This window comes from Paenibacillus chitinolyticus NBRC 15660, from assembly GCF_000739915.1.
GTDB lineage: Bacteria > Bacillota > Bacilli > Paenibacillales > NBRC-103111 > Paenibacillus_F > Paenibacillus_F chitinolyticus.
Genome location: NZ_BBJT01000003.1, coordinates 190,082 through 215,338, shown reverse-complemented (window position 1 = coordinate 215,338; position 25,257 = coordinate 190,082). Strand labels below are relative to the sequence as shown.

Here is a 25,257-nt window from a genome sequence, read left to right as displayed (position 1 = left end):
TTGCAAAGGGGGAGTTACGGATGAGTAAAGGACTAGAAATTGAGAAAATGTCCCATTTGACGCCTTTACAAGAAGGTATGCTGTTTCATGCGCTGATGAATCCCGATTCGCACGCTTACCTGGAGCAGGTGAGCCTGTCCATACGCGGAGATCTGGATATGCAGGCGCTGGAAAGGAGTTTTCGCCTTCTTGTACAGCGGCATGAAACGCTCCGTTCGAATATGTATCACAAAAATGTCGCGAAACCCCGGCAAATCGTATTCAAAGAACGAGAGGCATCTGTCTTTTTTAAGGATCTGGCCTTGTTGCAGGACAGCGAACGGAATGCCGAACTTGAATCGCTGATCCAAGCCGATAAAAATCGTCCTTTTGACATAAGCAAAGAACTGCTGGTGCGGTTAACCGTTCTTCGGACAAGCCAGCAGGAATATACGCTGCTCTTCACGTTTCATCATATTATTATGGACGGCTGGTGCATCGGCATTGTGCTGGAAGAGTTTCTTAGTTACTATGAAGCCGAAAAGAACGGACGGCAAGCGTCCCTACCCGAGGTCCGTCCCTACAGCCTGTATGTGCAGTGGCTGCAAAAGCAGGATCAGACGGCTGCGTCGGATTACTGGCAGGCTCTGCTGGAAGGCGTGGAAGAACCGTCGGGATTGCCCGGCAATACCGCGATATCCGGCGGCAAAGGCTACCTTCCGTCGGAACGGAAGTTTACGGTCGGGGCGGATACGGGCCGCCAGCTCCGCGGTATTGCGGAACGCAGCGGAGCGACAATCAGCAGCTTGTTTCTGGCCGCTTGGGCGCTCATTCTCGGTCGCTATAACCGAAGCGAAGATGTCGTTTTCGGGACCGTCGTGTCAGGCAGACCGCCGGAGATTGAAGGTATCGAGCGGATGGTGGGCTTGTTCATTAATACGGTTCCCGTGCGGATCTCGCTGCAGTCGGACAATACGTTTACCGGTTTGTTGAAGGAAATTCAGCGGCAGACGGTTCAATCACGTGCGTACGACTATTATTCACTGGCGGAAATCCAGGCTCAATCAGCCTTGAAACAGGATCTTATCGGGCATATCGTCGTATTTGAAAATTATCCGCTGCAGGAACTGATCGGTCAGGAGGACTTGGAAAACCGGCTCGGATTCGCTATTACGGAGGCGGGATTATCCGAGCAGACTCCTTACGATTTTAATATCGAGGTAGAAGACGGGGATGTTTTAAACATTACCCTTTCCTATAACGGGCACACATACGGAGAAGCGGAAATCGCGAGGATTCAGGGGCACTTGGAGACGGTTCTGGGCCAGGCCTCCAGCCAGCCGGAAAAAATCGTCTCCGAATTCACTCTTTTGTCCGAGCAGGAGCGACAAGAACTTACGGAAGTATGGAGCGGTACCTCGGCCGCTTTCCCGGAAGGGACGTTTCATGAGCTTTTCGAGGCACAAGCGGCACAGACTCCGGACAAAACGGCGGTCGTGTACGAAGAGACTTCGCTGACCTACCGGGAGTTGAACGAGCGGGCGAATGTGCTGGCGCGAATTCTCAGAAAACAGGGCGTGAGACCGGACAGTCCGGCCGCCGTTCTGCTTGAGCGCTCGGCCGATATGGTGACGGCGGTTCTCGCCATTCAGAAAGCGGGCGGTGCCTATATTCCGATCGATCCGACTTATCCGGCAGAGCGCATTGCATACATGCTCCGAGACAGCGGTGCGGGGGTACTGCTTACCCAGGCAAAACTGACCGGTCTGCTCCAAGGAGCGGATTATCCGGGAAGTATTCTCGATATGCAGGGCCTTCTGGAAGCCGCAGAAAATCAAGGTTTTGTAAAGCCTTTGAAAGCGGGAGAGCAAGCGGCCTCGAATTCAGGTGAGGAGAAAGCCTGGCTTTCCGGCTTGAACCCGGAAGAAGCGGTAAGCAACCTTGAGCCGGTCAATAAACCCGATGACCTTGCTTATGTGATCTACACGTCGGGAACGACGGGCAATGCCAAGGGTGTGATGATTGAGCACAGGCATTATGTGAACACTTCGTTCGGATACCGGTACGGGTATCGGTTGAGGGAATTTGACGTAAAACTCCTGCAGATTGCGAGTTTTTCGTTTGACGTATTTGCGGGCGATCTCGCACGGACGTTCGTGAACGGGGGGACGATGGTTATTTGTCCCCAGGAGGTGCGGATCGATCCTTCCGCATTGGCGAGCTATCTGGAAAAACACCGGATCACGGTGTTCGAATCTACGCCGGCTCTCATTTTGCCGCTTATGGAGCACGTGTACGATCACGGGACGGACATCAGCGCGCTGAAGCTGCTGATCACGAGCTCCGACAGCTGCAGCGTGCACGATTACCGGACGCTGCTGTCGCGTTTTGCGGGAAGCATGCGGATCATGAACAGCTACGGTGTGACGGAAGCGGCCATCGATTCCAGCTTTTACGAGGAAGCTGCGGACAAGCTGCCTGAATCAGGCAATGTTCCTATCGGCAGACCGTTGGGCAATCACCGCTTCTACATCGTGGATTCCGCGCTGCGGCCAGTCCCGGCGGGGGTGGCGGGCGAGCTGTGCATCGGCGGAGATTCCGTGGCGCGCGGCTATCTCAACCGTCCTGAACTGACGGCGGAGAAGTTTGTCCCCAGCCCGTTTGCGGAAGGCGGCCGGTTGTACCGGACAGGAGATTTGGCCCGTTGGATGCCGGACGGAAACGTCGATTTTATCGGCCGGATCGACTACCAGGTCAAAATCCGCGGATACCGCATCGAGCCCGGCGAGATAGAATCGGCGCTGCTGAAGCTCGAAGGAGTTGCGCAGGCCGTTGTCACCGACCGCACGGATTCAAGCGGGCACAAGTATTTGTGCGCTTATGTAGCGGGTCCTGCCGACGAGGCATGGCTGCGGAAGCGGCTCGCCGCCGAACTGCCGGGCTACATGGTTCCGGCCCATATCGTGCGGTTGGATAGCCTGCCGCTTACGCCTAACGGCAAAATCGACCGCAAGGCATTGCCGGCGCCTACCGGGGATCCGGCACCGGTGTCGGCTTACGCCGCTCCGCGCACTTTAACGGAAGCGCAGCTCGCGGAGCTGTGGCAGGAAGTGCTCGGCGTCAAAACCGTCGGCATCGACGATTCGTTCTTCGAGCTTGGCGGGCACTCGCTCAAGGCGGTTCTTCTCATCGGCCGTATCGCCAAGCAGTTCAGCGTCGAGGTGCCGCTGCGGGAAGTTTTCGCCCATCCGACCGTGCGCGGGCTGGCCCCGCTAATCGCCGGCTCGGTGGAAAGCGCCTTTGCGGATATTGAACCAGTCGGCGAGAAGGACTACCATCCGGTATCGCCGGCTCAGAAAAGATTGCTCATTATCGACCGTCTGGGAGACGCGGAGAGCGCTTATAACATGTGCGCCGCGCTGGAAATGACAGGTCCCCTTGACAGAGAGCGGCTGGAAGAGGCATTCCGGACGATGATCGATCGCCACGAGTCGCTGCGAACGTCTTTTGCCGTAATCGACGGAGCACCCGTACAGCATATCCACAAAACGCTGGATTTCCGGGTTTCCTACCGCGAGCTGGACTCGGACGGGCACCACGAAGCCCGCAATGAAGCCGCCGCGGCATCGGTAAGCGGGTTGCCGGCAGAAGCCGAATCCGGCTCAAGCGGTGCCCAAGTCGGTGCGAAGCAGCCCGATTCGGCGCTGGAATCGCTTATTATGCCGTTTATCCGCCCGTTTAATTTGGAACAGGCGCCTCTTATACGTGCGGAGCTGATCAGGCTGGAAGAAGGAAGGCATCTGCTTCTGGCCGACATGCACCACATTATTACCGACGGTATCTCGATCGAGGTGTTCGTAGAGGAGTTCAGCCGTCTTTATGCCGGCGAGACGCTTCCTCCGCTCCGCATCCAGTACAAAGATTTTGCCGCGTGGCAGAACGGGCAGATCGCCCAAGGGGCGGCCGAGAAGCAAGCCGAGTACTGGAAGGAGCTATTTGGCGGCGGAGAGGACGTACCTGTCTTGGACATGCCTGCCGATTATATCAGGCCGGCGATCAAAAGCTTTGAAGGCGACAGCCTGACCTATGAAATCGGCAGCGGACTGACAGCCGACCTGCAGCGCTTGTGCGCCCAGACGGGGACGACCTTGTACATGGTTCTTCTCGCTGCTTTCAACACCCTGCTTCATAGATACACAGGTCAGGAAGATATTGTCGTAGGATCTCCGGTGGCGGGACGTCCGCACCCTGATCTCGAGACGATGCTGGGAATGTTCGTCAACACGCTGCCGATGCGGAATTTTCCTTCCGCTGATAAGCCGTTTTCGCATTTTTTGAAGGAAGTAAAAGACAGAGCGCTGCATGCCTACGAAAATCAGGACATTCCGTTCGAGGAAGTCGTCGAGCGTCTGCAACTGCGTCGTGACGTGAGCCGCAATCCGTTGTTCGATGTGATGTTCGTACTGCAGAACACCGGCATGAACCAGTTCCAGTTCGACGAGATTACGTTCCGGCCCGTTGAGTTTGAAATGGGGATCGCGAAATTCGATCTGACGCTGAGCGTCGAAGAGTTCTCCGATAGGCTTGGCTTGTCGTTCGAATATGCGGTCAAGCTGTTTAAGCGGGAAACGATTGAGAAGCTGAGTCGTCATTTCCTTAATATTCTTGAAACCGTCGTCCGCAATCCGGCTGTGAATCTCTCCGATATCGAGTTGCTGACCGAAACGGAAAAACACCGGATTATCGTGGAATTTAACGATACGAAGGCCCTGTTCCCGGAAGATAAAACGATCCACGGGTGGATTGAGGAACAGGCTGCGGAGGATCCGGACCGGATTGCCGTCGTTTTCGGCGCGAACCGGCTCACCTACGGGGAATTGGACGAGCGTGCGAACCGCCTCGCCCGTACTCTGAGGGCCAAAGGCGCGCGGACAGACGGAGTTGTCGCCATTTTGACCGAGAGATCGGCCGAAATGATGATCGGTCTCCTTGCCATTCTTAAAGCGGGCAGCGCATATTTGCCGGTCGATCCCGCTCATCCCCGTGACCGGGTCGCCTTCATGCTGGACGACAGCGGAGCGCGTATCGTGCTTACCGCTTCGAAGTGGGCCGAGCAACTGCCTGCCGGATACGAGTGCGTCCTGCTGGATGAGGAGAAGTCTTACCATGAAGATTTCAGCCCGCTGTCTTCCGAAGGATCGGCAGGGCCCGGAAATCTGGCTTATGTCATTTACACCTCGGGTACGACCGGTAATCCGAAAGGCGTTATGATCGAACACCGTGCGCTGGTGAATCGAATTCACTGGATGCAGAAAAAATACCCGATCGGCCGCGACGATGTTATTTTGCAAAAAACACCTTACAGCTTCGACGTATCCGTATGGGAGCTGTTCTGGTGGGGGACACAGGGCGCACGAGTCGTATTCCTGGCTCCCGGCGGAGAGAAAGAGCCGCAGCTTATTGTGGATGAAATCAAGCGAAGCCGCGTGACCACCCTGCATTTCGTTCCCTCCATGCTGTCTGTATTTCTTGACCATATCGAGCAAAACCGGCAGGCGGGAGAGTTGGGCTCGCTCCGTTATGTTTTCGCCAGCGGGGAGGCGCTTCAGGCCCAGCATGCAAACCGGTTTGACCGGCTGATTGGTACTCCGGGCGGAGCCGTACTGGCCAACCTGTACGGTCCTACCGAAGTGACCATCGATGTGACGTACTTTGACTGTCCGCAAGGTCAGCAGCTGGAGCAGGTGCCAATCGGCAAACCGATTGACAATACGGAGCTGTTCATAGTGGACGCCAAGCATCAAATCCAGCCGGTAGGCGTACCGGGGGAACTTTGCATTGCCGGAACGGGCTTGGCCAGAGGTTACCTTAACCGTCCCGAGCTGACGGCGGAGAAGTTCGTACCGATCCCGCACCGTCCCGAAGCGAAGATGTACAAAACGGGAGATCTGGCCCGTTGGCTGCCGGACGGCAGCGTGGAATATATCGGGCGGATCGATCATCAAGTCAAAATCCGCGGTTATCGGATTGAACTGGGTGAGATCGAAGCGAAGCTTTTGAACCGGGACGAAGTAAAAGAAACAATTGTCATGGACCGAACGGACGCGAACGGGCAGAAATATTTGTGCGCCTATCTGGTTTGCGCGGAAGATGCGGAGTTGACGGTTTCCGAGCTTCGCAGCGGACTCGCCGAAAGACTGCCGGATTATATGATACCCGCGCAGTTCGTTTTTCTGGATGCGATGCCGCTCACAAGCAACGGCAAAATCAACCGCAGGGCTCTTCCGGAACCGGACGGCTCGGTTAGACTGACGGCCGATTACGTCCAGCCGGAAACGGAGATGGAGCACACATTGGCCGAAATCTGGCAGGATGTGCTGGGAACCAAGAAGGTGGGAGTGCGCGATAATTTCTTCGAACTGGGCGGCGATTCGATCAAAGCCCTGCAAATTGCCGCGCGTTTGAACGGAAGAGGGCTCAAAATGGAGCTGCGGGATTTGTTCCGCCATCCGCAGATCGAGCTGGTGATTCCTTATATCCAGGTTGTACAGAGGACAATTCCTCAAGGGACCGTCCAAGGACAGACGGAGCTTGCTCCTATTCAGCGGAGATTTTTCGAGCGTCACCATACGGACCGGCATCATTATAATCAGGCCGTTATGCTGGAAAGCAAAGCCAGGCTGAATGAAGCTGTGCTTCGCCAGGCTTGGGATAAGCTGACCCTGCACCACGATGCGCTGCGCACCGTATTCCGGTCTACGGAAGAAGGCGGCGTTACAGCTGAAACGCTGGACTGGAAAGAGGGAGAGACATACGAGCTGCTCGCCTATGATCTTACTCCTGCGCGAGAACCCGGCCCAGAGATCGGGACGCTTGCGGATAAACTGCAAAGCGGATTCGCGCTGAATCGCGGCCCGCTTGTGAAGCTAGCTCTTTTCCGCACAGCCGAAAGCGACCATCTTCTGATTGTTATTCATCATCTGGTTGTCGATGGAGTTTCCTGGAGAATTCTGCTGGAAGATCTGGAAACCGCCTACGGACAAGCGCTGGACGGCCATGCCGTTTCACTTCCGGCCAAAACCGATTCCTACCGCGAGTGGGCTGCCCGGCTGGCGGAATATGCGAACAGCAGCCGCGCTCAATCGGAACTGAGCTATTGGTCCGCTGTCTCATCGCAAATTCCGGATTCGCTGCCGTACGATAATAAGGCAGCTTCGGATAAAGCCGAAGACGGCAAAGACTTTGAAATCGAGCTCGACCGCGAAAGTACGGAAAAGCTGCTGAAACACGCCCAGCAAGCCTACAACACCGAAATTAACGATCTGCTCCTTACGGCGTTAGGAATGACTTTCCAAGAATGGAGCGGACTTTCCCGGATTGCCGTCAGCATCGAGGGACACGGCCGGGAAGAAATTATGAAAGATGTGGACGTATCCCGTACGGTCGGCTGGTTTACCGTCATGTATCCGTTTGTGCTGGATATGAACGGTCAAGGAGACTTGGGGCATCAGATCAAGCTGGTGAAGGACGGGCTGCGACGCGTACCGAACAAAGGAATCGGCTATGGCATCCTGCGCTATTTAGCAGAAGGTGTCAATCCCGAGGAACTTCCTTTCGCTTTCGAAGAACCGCAAATCAGTTTTAATTACCTGGGACAATTCGACGGCGAGGGTGACGGGGGAGCAAGATTCACGCCTTCCTCTCACCAGACAGGCGATGAAATCGGCGGCGGCAGCGAGAGACCGTTCGCTTTCGATATCAACGGACAGGTCTCGGATGGAGTGTTCCGCTTGACCTTCAATTACAACCGTCACCAGTACCGGGACGACACGGTCGAGAAGTTGGCAGGCGGATTCAAGAAATATCTGCTGGAGCTGATCCGCCACTGCTGTGAAAAAGAGACCGTCGAGCAGAGTCCGACCGACTTTACTTACCAGAACCTGTCCATCGGACAGTTCGAGAATATGGCGGCCCAGTTGGCCGGCAAACTAAAGCTTTAAAAACCTTTGGTTCTCCCCGTTTCACCGCTTAAGGCGGACATACGCTTCCGGGCTGTCCTGCGGGACGGCCGGAAGTTTAAAGGAGAGTGAAATTGTGTCTCAAGTGAAGATTAAGGACATCTATCCGCTGTCCCCCATGCAGGAAGGCATGCTGTATCATTCCATGCTGGATCGGGATTCCGAAGCTTATTTTCAGCAAAATATCATTACCGTCGGTGAAGTGTTGGATCGTGAGCTGGTGCAGCAGAGCCTTCAGCTGCTTATAGAGAGATACGATATTTTCCGCACGGTGTTTGTATATAAAGAAACGGAGCGTCCTCTTCAGGTGGTGCTTCAGGAGAGGGAGGCGCCTTCCGTCCACACGGAAGACGTTAGCGGCTTGAGCGAAGATCGCAAAACGGCTGCGCTTGAACAATTTACCGGAAGTGACAGGACGAACGGTTTCGATTTGGAAAAAGACGTTCCCCTTCGTCTGGCTTTGTTTAAATGGAGCGAGACCACCTGCAAACTCGTATGGAGTTTTCCGCATATCGTTATGGACGGCTGGTGCCTCGGCATCGTCGCCAACGACTTTTTCAGCCTGTACACGTCGCTTCGGGACGGAATTCGAGCCAGCCTAGAGCCGGTGTATCCGTTCAGCAGTTTTATCCAGTGGCTGGAAAATCAGAACAGGGAAGAAGCCGCAGACTATTGGAGCAAGTACCTGGATGGCTTGGAAAACGAAACGACAGTTCCCGGGTTCAATCGGGCGGAGGGCAGCACCCCTTTCCGGCTTGAACATCATTCTTTGAAGCTGGACGCCGCACTTACACAAAAGATGGAGCAGATCGCAAAGCGCCAGCAGGTTACGGTAAGCACTGTTTTCCAGACAGCCTGGGGCGTGCTTCTCCAAGGGTATAACAACAGCACGGATGTCGTTTTCGGCACCGTCGTTTCGGGCCGGCCCGAAGAAATTAAGGGCATCGAGAACATGGTCGGGCTGTTCATCAATACAATTCCGTTACGCATCAGCGGGGAGAAGAGCGAAAGCTTTGCCGCCTTATTGAGCCGTGTGCAGAGCGACTGGATGGAATCCAACGCGCATTCTTATCTTTCGCTTGCGGACATTCAGGCGCAGTCCCAGTTAAAGCATAATCTGATCCGTCATCTCGTTGTGTTCGAAAATTATCCGATATCCGAAGAACTGATCGGTACCGGAGATGAAACAGGAGGAGGGCGACGGGCAGACGGGGAACCGGCCAAAAACAGCCTCCGCATCACGGAAGTGGACGGCTTCGAGCAGACGAATTATGAGCTTACGCTGACGGTAATACCGGGGCGAGAGCTTGAAATCAAATTCAGCTTTAATGCGGAGAATGTCGAATTTGGGGGAATCCGTGCGATTGCCGGGCATCTGCATCAGGTGCTGGAGCAAATTACGGAAACGCCTGACATTCCGTTAGACAGCATAAATCTGCTCACGGATGAAGAACGCAGCCAACTGCGTAGTTTTAACGACACCGGTGCTTCCTATCCTGCCGAGAAAACCATGCACGGCTGGTTTGAACTCCAGGCAGCCATGACACCGGAAAAAATTGCCGTCATATTCGGCGAGAAGCGTCTTACGTACCGTGAACTGAACGTGCGCGCCAACCGTCTTGCCCGGCAGCTGCGCTTAAAAGGCGTGGAGCCGGACTCTGTGGTCGGTATTCTTTGTGAGCGGTCCATTGAGCTGATGGTTGGGTTGTTGGCCATATTAAAGGCGGGCGGTGCCTATCTGCCGATTGATCCGGGGCATCCGCAGGAAAGAATCGATTACATGTTCGCCGACAGCGGGGCTGTCCTTGTACTTGCGCAGAAGGAACTGTTGGAACGTGCTCCGGCCGGTGCGGAAACCGTCGAGCTCGATGCTGAAAATCTTTTGACGGGTGACGGAAGCAATCTTTCTCGCGGATCGGGACCGGAGCATCTGGCTTATGTCATATATACGTCCGGCACGACCGGAAATCCGAAGGGGGTCATGATCGAGCATCGGGCTCTGATCAACCGCCTTCACTGGATGCAGAAACGTTACCCGTTGGACGAAAAAGACGTCATTTTACAGAAAACGCCTTACAGCTTCGACGTATCCGTCTGGGAGCTGTTCTGGTGGGGGGCGTACGGGGCTAAAGTCGTTTTTCTGGAACCGGGAGCGGAAAAAGATCCTGCGCAGATCGCAAAGGCTATCGACAAGTACAATGTGACGACGATGCATTTTGTGCCTTCCATGTTATCCGTTTTTCTCGAGCATGCGGAGAGCCGGCTGGAACCGGGTGCTCTGGCTAGTTTGCGCTATGTATTCGCCAGCGGAGAAGCACTCAATCCTCAACAGGCAAACCGGTTTAATTCGCTGTTTTACCAAACCAACGGCTCTCGGCTGATTAACCTGTACGGACCGACGGAAGCGACCATAGATGTTTCTTATTTTGATTGTTCTTTTGGAAAAGATTCGCTGGATCGCGTGCCGATCGGAAAACCGATCGATAATATCCGACTCTACATTACGGATAACGCGGGCCGCCTCCAGCCTGTCGGAGTTGCGGGCGAGCTCTGTATCGCAGGAACGGGGTTGGCCAGAGGATATTTGAACCGGCCCGAGCTGACAGCTGAAAAATTCGCGGCAGCGAATTTTGATCCTTCCGGCCGCATTTACAAAACGGGTGATTTGGCCCGCTGGCTTCCGGACGGCAACATCGAGTATCTCGGACGGCTGGATCACCAGGTCAAAATCCGTGGCTACCGGATCGAGCTGGGCGAAATCGAAGCGGCTTTGCTCCGGCATCCGATGGTAAAGGAAGCACTCGTGATGGACCGGACCGACGGGCAGGGACAGAAGGTGTTGTGCGCCTATCTCGTCTGCGGACCGGACCCTGCCCCGGAAACGGTACTTCTGAGGGAGTCCCTTGCCGTAAAGCTTCCGGGGTATATGATTCCTTCTTATTTCGTATTCCTGCCGGAAATGCCGCTTACATCCAATGGCAAAGTGAACCGCAGAGCGCTCCCTTCACCGGACACGGCCTGGGATGAAAGCGGGTATATTCCGCCCGAGGGCGAAACGGAAGAAGCGCTTGCCGCCATCTGGAAGGAAGTGCTGGGGGTCGAACACCTCGGTGCCGGCGATTCGTTTTTTGACCGGGGCGGGCACTCCCTGAAAGCGGCGCTGCTGGTTTCCAAAATACATCAGCGGCTGCAGGTTGATCTACCGCTGCGTCAGGTGTTCGAATCGCCTACGATCCGTACGATGGCCGAGGCGATCCGCAAGGAAGCCTACTCGGCTCACCAAGCTATCGAGCCTGCCGAACCACAAGACGTTTATCCTGTCACTTCGGCTCAAAAAAGATTAATGGTGCTGGATCAGCTCGAACAAGAGAGCACGGCTTATCATATTCCGCATGTGCTGATCAGCAGGGTTCCATTGGATCGCAGACGCCTCCAAACCGTTTTTGAGAAGTTGATTGCCCGCCATGAGCCGCTCCGAACTTCCTTTGAGCAGATTGAATCCGATATCGTTCAGAGAAGTCACCCGGAGGTGGTTTTTGAAGTAGAAGAAGTCACTTTGTCAGGAGCGGAGGCACCTTCCTTAACGGAACTTGGCGAAAGGGCGGAAATAAAGGAGAAGAGCGGGATTGAGGAGATTCCGGCCTTTTCAGGATTTTCGGCGGTTTTGAAAACCGATGAAGAGATCACGCCGGAAAATACGGACGGTAACGGAGCGAGCGGGCATCCGGAAGAGCGGACTGCTGTACAAGATATTCTTACAACTGCCGAGAAAGAGGCGCTTGACCGGGTTATCGAAGGGTTCATCCGTCCCTTTACACTTGGGGAGGCTCCTCTCATCCGAGTTGGAGCTGCGGATCTGATCTGTGGGGGAACGGCGCTTCTCATCGATCTACACCATATTATAGCCGATGGTGTTTCCATGGCGGTTATTGCCAATGAATTTAACCGGCTTTATGCCGGAGAAGAGCTGGCCCCTCTTAAAATCCAGTACAAGGATTACGCCGTCTGGCAGCAAAAACGCAGCTCCAGTGGCGTATTGGACGCCCAGGAAGCTTATTGGACGGAGAAACTGAGCGGCGAGCTGCCGGTTCTGAACTTCCCGACCGATTATATGCGGCCACCGCTCCAGAGCTTCGAGGGAGACCGGTATGTCTTCACGCTCGGATCAAGTGAAGCCAACGCGCTGAAGCAAGCGGCATCCCGTGCCGGCGCGACTTTATATATGGTCCTGCTCGCTTCCTTCAACACGCTGCTGCATCGCTATACGGGACAAGAAGACATTATTGTCGGATCGCCCGTTGCCGGCAGGACGCATGCGGATTTGCAGCCGCTGATCGGGATGTTCGTCAATACGCTGCCGATGAGAAGTTTTCCCGCCGGGGATAAAACGTTCAGTCAGTTGCTTAAAGAGGTTAAGCGAACCGCTCTTGAAGGTTTTCAAAACCAAGAGATACCCTTGGAGACGATTCTGGACAAGCTGTCTCTCAAGCGTGACTTAAGCCGTAATCCTTTGTTTGATATGATGTTTATTTTTCAAAATCTCGGTATCGAAGAGATCGGCCAGCCGGGTGAGCTGTTCCAATCTTATGAGTTCGGGCATGCCGTATCGAAGCTGGATCTCACACTCCAGGCGGAAGAAAACGAAACCGGCGGCATCGATTTCCACTTCGAATATGCAACCGGCTTGTTCAGAAAAGAAACGGTTCAGAGGCTTGCCGGTCATTATGTTCGCATACTGGAGGCTGCCGTTCGCAATCCGGACATTAAATTGTCGGCGATCAATATGCTGGAAGAACGGGAACGACGCATGCTTGTGGAGTCATTTAACGATACGGTCGTAGCGTTCGCCCACGACAAAACGATTCACCGTCAGTTCGAAGAACAGGCGGCTTTGACTCCCGACGCCCCTGCTTTATTGTTCGGCGATCAGGTCTTCACTTATCGGGAGCTGAACGAAAAAGCGAATTCGCTGGCCCGCACGCTGCAAAGTCACGGAGTCGGACCGGACCGGCTCGTCGGGCTGCTGACGGAGCGCTCTCCTTCAATGATGATCGGCCTCCTGGCCGTTCTGAAAGCGGGCGGCGCCTATGTGCCGATTGACCCCGATTTCCCGGCGGCACGCGTTGCCTACATGCTGGAAGACAGCGAAGCCCGTGTGTTACTGACCGAGGGAGCACTGACGGAAGGTTTACAGACTGCGGGTGCCGTCATCTCCCTTGATGATGAAGGAGTTTACAGCGGCGAAACAGGCAATTTGGAGCCTGCCAGCGAACCTCATCATCTCGCTTACGTCATCTACACGTCGGGCTCAACGGGCAATCCGAAAGGGGTCATGCTCCAGCACCGTTCCGTATCGAACTTTTTTACCGGGATGCGGGAAAAAATCGAATTCGTTCCCGGTCGTAAAATTTTGGCTTTAACGACCGTATCTTTCGATATCTTCGTGCTGGAAACGCTGCTTCCGCTTACCTGCGGGATGAGCGTCGTCCTTGCGGAAACACTGCATCAGACGGAACCGGGAGCGCTCAGCGGCCTGATTTCCGCTCACGGCATGGATACGCTGCAAATTACTCCTTCTCGGCTTCAAATGCTGCTCGGCAGCCCTGAAGGAGCCTCAAGCCTGCAGAACGTCCGCAATATTCTCGTAGGCGGCGAGGCTATGCCGGTTGCGCTTCTGCGTTCATTGCAGGAGTTCCCGGGTTTGAACATCTTCAACATGTACGGACCGACGGAAACGACGGTTTGGTCTGCCGTGCAGAACCTGACAAGAGCCGATTCCATCGATATCGGCAGGCCCATCGCCAACACGCAGATTTACATTGTCGACGCGGGAGGCAAGCTGCAGCCTGCCGGAGTGCCGGGCGAGCTCTGCATTGCGGGCGAAGGGCTGGCACGCGGTTACTGGAACAGGCCTGATCTGACGGAGGAGAAATTCGTTCCCTGCACGTTCGGCAAAGGGGGGGGACGCATGTACAAGACAGGCGACCTTGCCCGGTGGCTCCCGGACGGCAGCCTCGAGTTTCTCGGACGGTTGGACCATCAGGTCAAGGTCAGAGGGTATCGTATCGAACTGGGCGAGATCGAGACCGCTCTCGTACGCCATGAAGCCGTGGAAGAAGCTGTTGTCCTCGCAAGAGAGGATGCTTCCGGCGGACACACGTTAACGGGATATCTCGTTGTGAAAACGGAGATTCCGGCATCGGAAATCCGTACCTTCCTTGGACAAATTCTGCCGGATTACATGATCCCGGCCGCATTCGCCCAGCTTGAGAAGTTCCCTTTGACGCCGAACGGAAAAACGGATCGCAAAGCGCTGCTCGGCATGGATGCCGTGCAAACTTCCGTAGCCGTTTACGTAGCTCCCGGAGATGAGATCGAAGAGCAATTAGCCACCATGTGGGCCGGTATTCTGAGTGCTGCAAGAGTGGGAGTTCACGATAATTTCTTCGAGCTCGGCGGACATTCGCTTAAGGCGTCTTTGTTCGTTGCCCAGGTCCGTGAACAATGGGGGGTCGAGCTGGAGCTGCGCCAGCTTTTCCGGCAGCCGACTATCGCGGAAATTGCGGAGCATCTCCGGCAGGAATTGGACGAGATTCGCAGGCTGGAGGAAATTTTACGGGAAATCGAAGCGCTTGAGCAGGTGTAGAGGGTACAGACGGTACAGACCAGGAGAGGGGAGTGCGCCAAGTGGATTTATCGAAACGAATAGCCAGTCTCTCGCCGGAAAAACGTAAACTTCTGGAAGCGAGGCTTGCTCAGGAAGGGTTGTCCGCGTCCCGCCCGGCAGGAGGCGGGGCGGGCACGTCGGCCGGTCTAAGGCCCCTGGAGAAAATGGACGCTTATCCGGTATCGGCCGGCCAGAAAAGGTTGCTTCTGATTCAGGAAATCGGGGATACGGCCGCCGCCTACAATATGCCCTTCGTCCTGCTAGCAAGAGGTCCGGTACATGTAGGGAAGATTCAAGGAGCGTTTGAAGCCTTGATTTCCCGTCATGAAACGCTACGTACCTCCTTCCGGAAGAGGGATGGGGAGTACGATCAGATCATTCATGGACCGGACGAGATCTTGTTTAAGCTGGACTATTCGGAAGAAACGGTTTCCAGCGTGGAAGAAGAGAGAAACGTCATCGAAAGATGCGTTTCCTCTTTTATCCGTCCGTTTGATGTAAGCCGGGCACCGCTGTTCAGAGCCGCTTTGATCAGGTTGGCGCCGGAGCGGCATCTTTTGATGACGGATATGCATCATACCGTTTCGGACGGCCTGTCGCTGCAAATTTTGGCGGAAGAATTCAACCGGCTCTACCGTGGTGAAATTTTGCCCGAACTGCCCGTACACTACAAGGAATACGCGTATTGGCAGCAGGAACGAATGCGTGACGGTGTATTCCTTAAGCAGGAAAAATACTGGCTGGACGTGTTCGAGGGCGAAATTCCCGTCCTGAACATGCCCGCCGATTTCCCGAGACCTCAATTGCAAAGCTTCGAAGGCGGACGCTGCGAGTTCGAGACGGACAGAGGGCTGGCGGATAAACTCCGCCGTCTGGCTTCGGAGACCGGTTCCACACTTTACATGGTGCTCCTTGCGGCTTATTACGTCCTGCTTCATAAATATACCGATCAGGAAGACATCGTCATCGGAACTCCGGTCGGGGGCCGGACTCATACTCAGCTTCAGCCGCTGATCGGGATGTTTGTGAATACGCTAGCCATCCGCCAGGCACCTGCCGGATCCAAAACCTTCCTCTCCTTCTTGAACGAAATCAAGGAAGGAACTTTGGGAGCTTTTGATCACGAGGAGTATCCGCTGGAAAGCCTGCTTGAAAAGCTGGGCCTTCGCAGGGATGTCAGCCGCAATCCGCTTTTCGATACGGTTTTTTCCTTGCAGACTAAAGGTTCCCAGTCGATGGAAATGGAAGGACTGCTCCTGGAGCCTTATGAAGCCCAGTCGGGCGTTTCCAAATTCGATCTTTCGCTTTTGGCGGAAGAAGACGAAGAGCTGACATTTACTTTTGAGTACGCGACCAAACTATACGCAAAACAAACTGTCGAGCGGTTAGCCGGCCATTATATACAGATTCTCCGGGAAATTGCGGAGAACAGGAGTTTAATGCTCTCACAAATCGGCATGCTGTCCGCAGAGGAGAGGCGGCTGCTTCTGGAAGAACTGAACGAGACGGCTGCACCGTACTCTCGAACCTCAACGATACATGGCTTATTCGAAGAGCAGGTGGAAAAACACCCCGACCGTATCGCCGTGTCGTTTGAGGATCGGCGGTATACCTACTACGAGCTGAATGCACGTTCCAACCGGCTTGCCGCAGCAATGCAGGATTTGGGTGTCGGGCCGGATACCATTGTAGCTATTATGCCCGAACGCTCTCCCGAAATGGTGATCGGAATTCTCGCCATTTTAAAAGCGGGAGGCGCCTATCTCCCGGTAGATCCCGAGTATCCGCAGGAGAGAATCTCGTACATGCTCGAGGATAGCGGAACCCGGATTTTGCTGACGCATCGGCATCTTGCGGGCAGTACGGAATTTACCGGGCATACGGTCTTTATGGAGGACGAGCAGTGGTATACGGGGGTTGAAACCAATCCGCACGTTTCTGTCACCTCTGACCATCTCGCTTATGTGATATATACATCCGGAACTACGGGCAAGCCAAAAGGCGTCATGATCGAGCATCGGGGTATGGCAAACATGAAGCTTTTCTACGAGAATACGCTGGGATTGGGTCCCGAAGACCGTATCGTGCAATTTGCCAGTTTTTCATTTGACGCTTCCGTTTGGGAAATGTATATGGCGCTCTTTATGGGCGGAGGACTATACCTGGCCCCGAAAGAAAAGCTGGTTCAATTGGATTCCTTTGAAGCGTTTGTCCGGGATAACGGAATAACGCTTGCCATGCTTCCGCCGACTTTCGCCGTTTATCTGGATCCCGGACGTTTACCGTCGTTGCGGATATTGATTACGGGAGGTTCCGAATCTTCACCGGAACTGGTCCGCAGATGGAGTCCGCATGTGGATTATTTTAATGCTTATGGTCCGACGGAAGCGACGATTTGCGCGACTGTATGGGAAGCGAAGCGGGGCACGGCCGTGCAAAATCACCGGATGATTCCGATCGGCAAGCCGCTTTACAATACGCAGGTGTACCTGGTGAATGCCGATTTGCAGCTTGTACCTCGGGGAACGGCAGGGGAACTTTGTATCGGCGGAGAGGCTTTGTCGCGCGGCTACTTGCACCGCGAAGCTCTCACAGGCGAAAAATTCGTTCCGAATCCTTTTGACCCCGGGCGGAAAATGTATCGTACGGGCGATCTCGCCAGATGGCTGCCTGACGGCAATCTGGAATATTTGGGCCGTATCGATCACCAGGTCAAAATCCGAGGCTACCGGATCGAGCTCGGTGAAATCGAAACGCGACTACTGCAGCACGGCGGGGTAAGGGAGACGATTGTTCTCGTTCACGAAATCTCGTCGGAAAAAACGCTGTGCGCGTATTACACATCCGAAGGGGAATCTCCGGCCGCCTCCGAGCTTCGCGAACATATGGCTTCGGGTTTGCCGTCTTACATGGTGCCGGCTCATTTTATCCCGTTGAAGGAGTTTCCGCTTACGCCTAACGGCAAGATCGACAGAAAAGCGCTCCAAGCGCCCGATCCGTCCAGTGGAGCTTCCGATGAGTATACAGCACCGGAAACCGAGACAGAAGTTCGTCTGGTTTCGTTGTGGCAAGAAGTGCTTGGTGCCGAGCGCGTGAGCCTCCACGATAATTTTTTCGAACGTGGCGGGCATTCTTTGAAAGCGGCGCTTCTTCTTGCCAAAATATCGAAGGAATTCGGCGTTGAGCTTCCTCTTCGAAAAGTATTCGAGGCCCAGACATTGCAAGCACAGGCGGATGCAATCACCGCAAAGGGCAGAACGGAGGCAGCGTATGCACCGATCTCTAAAGCTACTGAAAAACCCTGGTATCCGGTATCTCCGGCCCAGCACAGATTGCTGGTCGTACAGGAAATCTCGGGAGCTGCAACGGCCTATAACGTTCCTTTGATTCTCGAGGTAAAAGGGGCGCTCAATCCCGAGAAGGTTAATGAGACCTTCCGTAAGCTGATTGCAAGGCATGAAGCGCTTCGGACTTCATTCACTCGAATTCAGGAGGAGTATGTACAGGTCATTCATGATCCGGCGCAGATCTCTTTTCAGGTAGAGGTTACGGAGCTTGCCGATTTGTCCACAGATTGGACGGACGATCAAAATGAAGCGCATATAAAAACAATTGCAGACGGCTTTATCCGTCCGTTTGACTTGGGAACGGCACCTCTTCTGCGTGCGAGTCTCGTAAAGACGGAGGTCGAGCGTCACCTGCTGCTGATCGATATGCACCATCTTATTACCGACGGCACTTCTCTTGAGCGGATGACCGAGGAGTTTACCCGGCTCTATCGGGGAGAAGAACTAGAGGAGCTTTCTGTTCAGTACAAAGATTACACGTTGTGGCAGAATCAGTTATCGGCAGACGGCACCGTGGCACGTCAGGAAAAGTTTTGGCTGGATACGTTCAGCGGCGAGATTCCTGTCCTGAACTTTCCTTTGGATTATGCGCGTCCGCAACTTCAGAGCTTTGAAGGGGCCGTCTATGGTTTCGAGGCGGATCACGATCTGACACGGAGGCTGCAGCAAGCCGCTTCCCGTCAGGGTGCAACGCTTTATATGATTCTGCTTGCCGCTTATAACGCGCTGCTCGCCCAGTATTCCGGACAGGATGATCTGATTATCGGCACTCCTGTAGCCGGAAGGCCTCATGCAGATTTAGAGGACGTTTTGGGCATGTTCGTAAACACGCTTCCATTGCGCAATTATCCGTCAGGTTCGAAGACGTTCGCCGCTTTTCTCGATGAGGTGAAACAGAACGCCCTGCAGGCGTTTGAAAACCAACTGGTACCGCTTGAAGACCTGATTTTGAAACTTCAACTGCGCCGGGATGTTAGCCGCAACCCGCTGTTCGACACCGTATTTGTACTTCAAAATACGGAATCCCGCGAGCCGGGAGCGGATGGCGTCGAGTTTGCTGCGGTTGAGCATCACAACGGAATTTCCAAGTTTGATCTGACTCTCACCGCTCAGGAAACGGAAAGCACGGAAGGCCCGCTTCTTTCTTTAAGCTTTGAATATGCGACAAAGCTGTACAAAGAAGACACTATACGAAAATTTGCCGATCATTATGTGCAGCTGTTAAAGCAGATTTCTCAGAACCCGGATATGAAACTGTCGGATATCGACTTATTAACCGTCAGTGAACGAGACCTGATTCTGGAACAGTTCAATGCGACGAAGACAGAGTATCCGAGGGATGCCGCCGTACATGAATTGTTTGAAGAACAGGCTGCGCTGAGGCCGGACGAAGCGGCTGTTCTTTTTGGAGACAAGGAGATCACCTACGCCGAGCTTAACCGGAAAGCCAATCAGCTTGCCTGGAAACTGCATGAAATTGGTGTCGCAAAGGATACGCTAGTGGGGATTATGGCTGAACGGTCGCCCGAAATGATCGTTGCAATACTAGCCATTCTCAAAGCGGGAGGAGCTTTCCTGCCCATCGATCCTTCTTACCCCGAAGATCGCATCGCATACATGCTGGATGACAGTTCGGCAGCAGTAATGCTTGCAGGAGACCCGAATTCGGCCCAAAGTTTACTTGGCAGCTTCAAAGGGACTGTTTTGAGTTTGGCGGACCCTTCAGTGTATACCGGCAGCGAAAGCAACTTACCGCGCACGGCGAATGCGGAATCTCTCGCTTATGTCATGTACACATCAGGTTCGACAGGGCGTCCCAAAGGTGTAATGATCGAGCACCGAAGCGTTGTCCGTCTTGTCAAAAACACCAACTTTGTTACGTTTGGACCATCGGATCGCATTTTGCTTACTGGCGCGCTTGTGTTCGATGCTTGCACGTTTGAAATCTGGGGCGCTTTGCTTAACGGACTCCAGCTATGCATTGTGCCGGAATCCGTTTTCCTGCACGCCGGCAAGTTGGAAGAGGCTTTGCAAGCATATGGAATTACCACGATGTGGTTGACATCGCCACTTTTCAATCAGTTGGCGTTAACCAATCCGGCCTTGTTTGCGCCGCTTCGGTATCTGCTCGTAGGCGGAGACGTGCTTTCGCCGACCATGATCGCTTCGGTAAGAAACTCTTGTCCGCAGCTTACGGTTATCAACGGCTATGGCCCTACGGAAAATACGACGTTCTCCTGCTGCTTTCCTATCGACCGGGAGTATGGAAACATTCCGATCGGCCGACCGATCGCGAATTCAACCGCCTATGTGGTGGACTTGTCGGGCAGGCTGCTGCCTGTCGGTCTTCAAGGAGAAATCTGCGTCGGCGGTGACGGGCTGGCTAGGGGCTATTTGAACCGTGAAGATCTGAACCGGGAGAAATTTGTGCCGAACCCGTTCCGTCCCGGTGAAAGAATGTACCGGACCGGCGATTTGGGACGGTGGCTGCCGGACGGAAGCATCGAATATTTGGGGCGGATGGACCAGCAGGTCAAAATCCGCGGCTACCGGATCGAACCGGGGGAAATCGAGACCCGGCTGCTTGGGCACGAATCTGTGCGCGAGGCATTTGTCGCCGTGAAAGAATCCGGAGAGGGACTAAAATTCCTTTGCGCTTATATCGGAACAAGTGACTTCCTCACGCCGTCTGAGGTGAAAGCGTACTTGAGCGGGCGCATTCCCGATTACATGATCCCTGCCCGCTTCGTGTTCCTGCCTTCTCTACCGCTTACGAAAAACGGAAAAATCGACCGCCGCGCACTTCCAGAACCGGAGCAGGACGGACTCTCCTCATCCCCGTATGCCCCGCCGAGAAGCGCCAAGGAAAGACTTCTGGCAGGTGTATGGGAAAGCGTACTTGGTGTGGAGAGGGTCGGTATCGACGATAATTTCTTCGAACTCGGCGGGCACTCCCTTAAAGCTATCCAGCTTATATCCAAAGCGCAGGAGCTGGGTCTGGAAATAGGGATGCATCAGTTATTCCAGGTGCAGACGATTCGCGGATTGTCGGAACTTCTTCCTGCCTTTAAGGAGGCGGAAGAAGCCGGATCAGAGTCTCCCGGCAAGCATTCCGACCATGTTAGGGACAATGCCGTCACTAAGATTTTCGAAGAAGCGGAACAGCTATTGCGCGACACGTTCGGTCCCGGATTCGGGTTGAAAGCAGACATGCGTGAGGACAAAAAGGTAGTGATTCTACAGCTTTTCTCTGATCACGAGAAGCGGCTGCCGGAGATTACTCAATTTATCCGTTCCAACTTCCATAAAGACCTTCATCCACATTTTATAGAACCGCAGCTCGTTTCTGAAGAGGGAGACGAGGAGAAGGTTGCAGCCGCCGAGATTGGACAGGCATTGCAAGCAGAAGCGCTTAATTTAACGGAATCGGACCTGCAGGATACTCTGATGCGTGTCCTGAAAAAAGTCTCATCTGCCCATGAGGCTTGGGGAACCGCCCTTACGCAGATGCCGGCTGCCGAGCAGTACTCGTTGGCGCCAATCCAAGAGTATCACTTGGCTTATCCTGAAGCATCGGGCACGATCCTATCTTTTGACGAAATAATCGATACGCAGCGGTTAAATGCGGCTTTGCAGCGGGTGATCGAGAAGCATGATCTGCTGAGAAGCCAACTCGTACAGACGGGTGAACAGTGGGGATGGGAACTGAAAGAAAAATCACCGGGATTTGCTCTTCCAGTTGTTGATTTATCGGCATACTTGCCCTCCGTGCAGCAGCGAATCATGTCAGGACTGTTAAAAGAGCTTTATTTACGCCCTTATGAGCTGGGAGGCAGCGCCGCTCTATACCGGTTTGCTTTGATTTCACTCAATTTGCGGGAGCACATCCTGCTGCTGCCGTGCTCGCACATCATCTTTGACGGCATGAGCAGCGAAATTTTGAGATCTGACGTACTTGCGTATTACAACGCAGACGAGGACCAGTCCTCAAGGCACGAAGGAAACAGGCCTGACCACTCGTACCGCAGCTATGTTGGTCAAGTCCGGCAAGGTCCGGCTGGAATCGGCGATGCAGAGATTAACGAACGCTTCAGATTGGAATCTTTTTACCAGCAAACATCGGTGATCGGAGAAGCCCTACAGGGGAAAAAACGTTCCAAAGCCACAAAGTATCGGCATGAGATTAACATGGAAGGGCAGGATGCCGGAACGGATCTCGCCGAGCGTATGTGGGAGAAGGCTCTTGACCTTGCAGAACGATTTTTCTCAAGGTATGTCGGCTTGGAAGAAGTACCAGTCTGGCTTACGAATTACGGAAGGCATTATACGGGGCGCCATTATTACGATACGATCGGCGAATTCATTGATCAGATTCCGGTTCTGCTTGGCGGAATATCAGGTGATGAGAAGCGTTCCGTACAAAATCTTCTTCAAGCGGCTTCAACGCATAATCTGAACTTTTTCAACCTGATCTATAACCGGGAAACGGCAGAAGATTATCCGCTGTCGGGCTATTATTTACAGAACAGTCTTCATAAGCTGCCAATTGTTGTGAATTATCTCGGCGAAACCCAGCAAGACGGAGAACTTCTCCAAGAACTGGACGATCCGGACATTGATTCAACGGAAGTTCGGCCTGTCATTTATTTCACCGTACAGCATACGGGCAACCTTCTGCACATTTCTCTCCTGCTGCCTTATGAGGAAGACGAAGAAACGATCCGCCGCATGTTCGAATCCGTGATCCCAACCTTCCAGACCATCAAGCTGTAAGGAGTTGAAATGAGATGTCTTTGTTTAAAAACAGTTTGTTTGTCCGCTTTTATTTGTCCAGAACCTCTGCCAACATCGCGGATAGCATTTATTCGATCGTCCTGCTGTATTTCATTCAGAAGTCGACGGCTTCCGTTTCGTTTACGAGCTTTACGTTTACCGCTATTTCGGCGGCTTCTATCTTCAGCTTTTTGTTGGGACCGCTGGTTGACCGGTATTCTCCGTCCTTGCTGGCCAGCATCTCTTTATTCGTGCAGGCCGTACTGATTTTGGCGGTACCGTTCCTGATCACCGATGGAGGCGCCAATTTACTAGCGATACTTATCCTTGTATTCGTTGCATCCTGTTTTTCGATGCTGTTCTATCCGGCGAACAATAAAATGCTTCCGCAGTTGATCCAGTCGCCGGACAGAATCGTCAAAGCCAATGCCATGATCTCGTCAACGGACCAGCTAATTAATGTGGCGGGATACTTGGTCGGGGCCTCTATTATTTTGCTGTTGGGGATGAAAAATACGTTTTATCTGGCCAGCGGAATGCTTTTCCTGTCGGGACTCATCTATGTGCAGCTTAAGAAACAGATGGAGCCTGAGAAAAGCGAAGGAGGCGCGCCAAAGGGTCCGCTGAAGATCAGAGAGTATACAAGCGAGCTTGTGGAAGGCTACCGGTTTGTCGCGGGCAACCCGTTTCTTAGAATCATGCTGCCGTTCTTTGCGTTGACCAACTTCTCCATGTCTATTCTCATCATCACCGTTCCTTCTATGTCGGTCTCTTACGGATCGCCGATTTATTACAGCCTGCTGTACATCGCCTTTTTCGTCGGCATTTTCGTAGGGTCAGCGCTGATTAACGTGCTCAAAAAAAACGGGCTTATGATCGCAATATCTTGGCTGCTTATGGGCGCTTCGCTGTATCTGTTCGCGATTGTTCCCGCGCTGTGGATGAAGCTTTCCGCGATCCTTTTGATGGGCGTGTTTACAGGTATTATTAATGTGCTGCAGACTTCGCTGATCCAGATTATCACTCCTTCTCAGTTGATGGGCCGGGTGATGGCCTTCCTGCATACGCTGTCCAACGCGGCTTTACCGCTGGGAGCGTTTATCGGAGGCATTCTCGCTTTGCGTTTCGAACTGGACAGCGTTTTGTTCATCAGTGCTCTGGTCATTGTCGCGTGCGGAGTTTTGCTGCTGGCGTTAAAAGCGGTGAGGACATTCCAGATTCCTTCGGAAACCGCTGACAAAGAAAAAACGGAAGATAACCTTGCCGGTAAAGGCGCGGTTGCTAAAGAATTTCTGTAAACCGAAGCAGCATCGGTTTATGCCTGATTAATGTTGGGAAACGGCCTCTAGCTTTTGAAGCAGAAGGCCGTTTTTTTCTATGCGTCTCACCCGAAAAAACTGAAATCGCTTTATCGAGTTCTCTGAGTTATGGTAGGCTCGAACTATAGATTGATGAGTGAAGAGGTGCAGGGTGTTCATTTCGGATCCTATTTACGGAGAATTTATTGTGGACGGACTGCTTGAAGAGCTTATTCTCAGTAGCTCCGTACAACGTTTAAAAGGCATTTATCAAGGAGGGGCGAGCTACCTTGTGAACGAAAAGTGGGATGTTACAAGGTACGAGCATTCGGTAGGAGTCATGCACTTAATCCGGCGGCTCGGAGGTTCTCTGGAAGAGCAGGTTGCGGGGCTCCTTCACGATGTGTCCCATACGGCATTTTCACACGTGATCGATTACGTGCTGGACTGCAAAGAGGAAGACTATCACGAGAAAATATACGGTCAGATCATCACGGAATCCGAAATCCCAAAGATTATGGAGAAATACGGATATGCGTACAAGAGCCTGCTACTGGATGACTCCAAATGGACACTGCTCGAGCAGTCAGCTCCCGCGTTATGCGCAGACCGGGTCGATTATACGCTGCGGGATCAATATCACGACGGAAAGATTACTTTGGAAGAGATCAATCTATTCTTGGAAAAGTTAACTTCATTTGATGGAAAAATGATGCTCACCTGTATAGAGTCTGCCGAATGGTTCGTTAAAACCTACTATCGCGAAGTGGTTGATTTCTTTATGCATCCTTTAAATGCTTACGGCTGTTATTTTTTGGCGGAGACGGTAAAAGTAGCTTTGGCTAAAAAAACAATTACGCTCGGCAATTTGCTCCTGACGGACAGGGAGGTCCTGGACTTGCTTCGTGCATCGGATGATCCGGATACTCAGCGGCTTCTGAAGCATCTACATTGTGGCGTCCAGGTAAAAGAAAGCGAGATCGATTACGATTTTCATCGGACGAATAAAATGCGGCTGATTGACCCCGATGTGATGTACGGGAATAAAATATGGAAAGTATCCGAATTATCCGGAAGCGTTAGAAGATGGGGAGAGGAAGCAAAAAGGAAGTCCGAAAGAGGAGTGTATGTAAAAATAGTATCCGCTGAATTACCAATCGGGTAATCGGGATATG

General features: G+C 53.3%; 5 protein-coding genes. All 5 read left to right on the top strand.

The window, feature by feature from the left end; all coding sequences use genetic code 11:
- Positions 1 to 20: 20 nt before the first annotated feature.
- The 5 genes from PCH01S_RS06430 to PCH01S_RS06410 all read left to right on the top strand — a co-directional run bounded on the left by PCH01S_RS06430 (position 21) and on the right by PCH01S_RS06410 (position 25,247).
- Entirely contained in the window at positions 21 to 7,979 is a 7,959-nt protein-coding gene (locus PCH01S_RS06430; protein WP_042227813.1) for a non-ribosomal peptide synthetase, read from the top strand.
- Between the two features lie 94 nt (positions 7,980 to 8,073).
- On the top strand, positions 8,074 to 14,643 hold the full coding sequence (locus PCH01S_RS06425; protein ID WP_042227811.1) for a non-ribosomal peptide synthetase: 6,570 nt from the start codon (positions 8,074 to 8,076) through the stop codon (positions 14,641 to 14,643).
- A gap of 41 nt (positions 14,644 to 14,684) precedes the next feature.
- The gene (locus tag PCH01S_RS06420) at positions 14,685 to 22,784 is read left to right on the top strand and encodes a non-ribosomal peptide synthetase (protein WP_241688866.1); all 8,100 of its coding nucleotides are present in this window, start codon (positions 14,685 to 14,687) and stop codon (positions 22,782 to 22,784) included.
- Between the two features lie 14 nt (positions 22,785 to 22,798).
- Complete coding sequence (locus tag PCH01S_RS06415; RefSeq protein WP_042227809.1) at positions 22,799 to 24,082, top strand: MFS transporter; 1,284 nt, start codon at positions 22,799 to 22,801, stop codon at positions 24,080 to 24,082.
- Positions 24,083 to 24,254: 172 nt separating this feature from the next.
- Complete coding sequence (locus PCH01S_RS06410; protein ID WP_042227808.1) at positions 24,255 to 25,247, top strand: HD domain-containing protein; 993 nt, start codon at positions 24,255 to 24,257, stop codon at positions 25,245 to 25,247.
- The last annotated feature ends 10 nt before the right edge of the window (positions 25,248 to 25,257 follow it).

Coding starts and splice junctions, on each gene's coding strand:
- PCH01S_RS06430 (WP_042227813.1), top strand. CDS start 21: ATGAGTAAAGGACTAGAAATTGAGAAAATGTCCCATTTGACGCCTTTA.
- PCH01S_RS06415 (WP_042227809.1), top strand. CDS start 22,799: ATGTCTTTGTTTAAAAACAGTTTGTTTGTCCGCTTTTATTTGTCCAGA.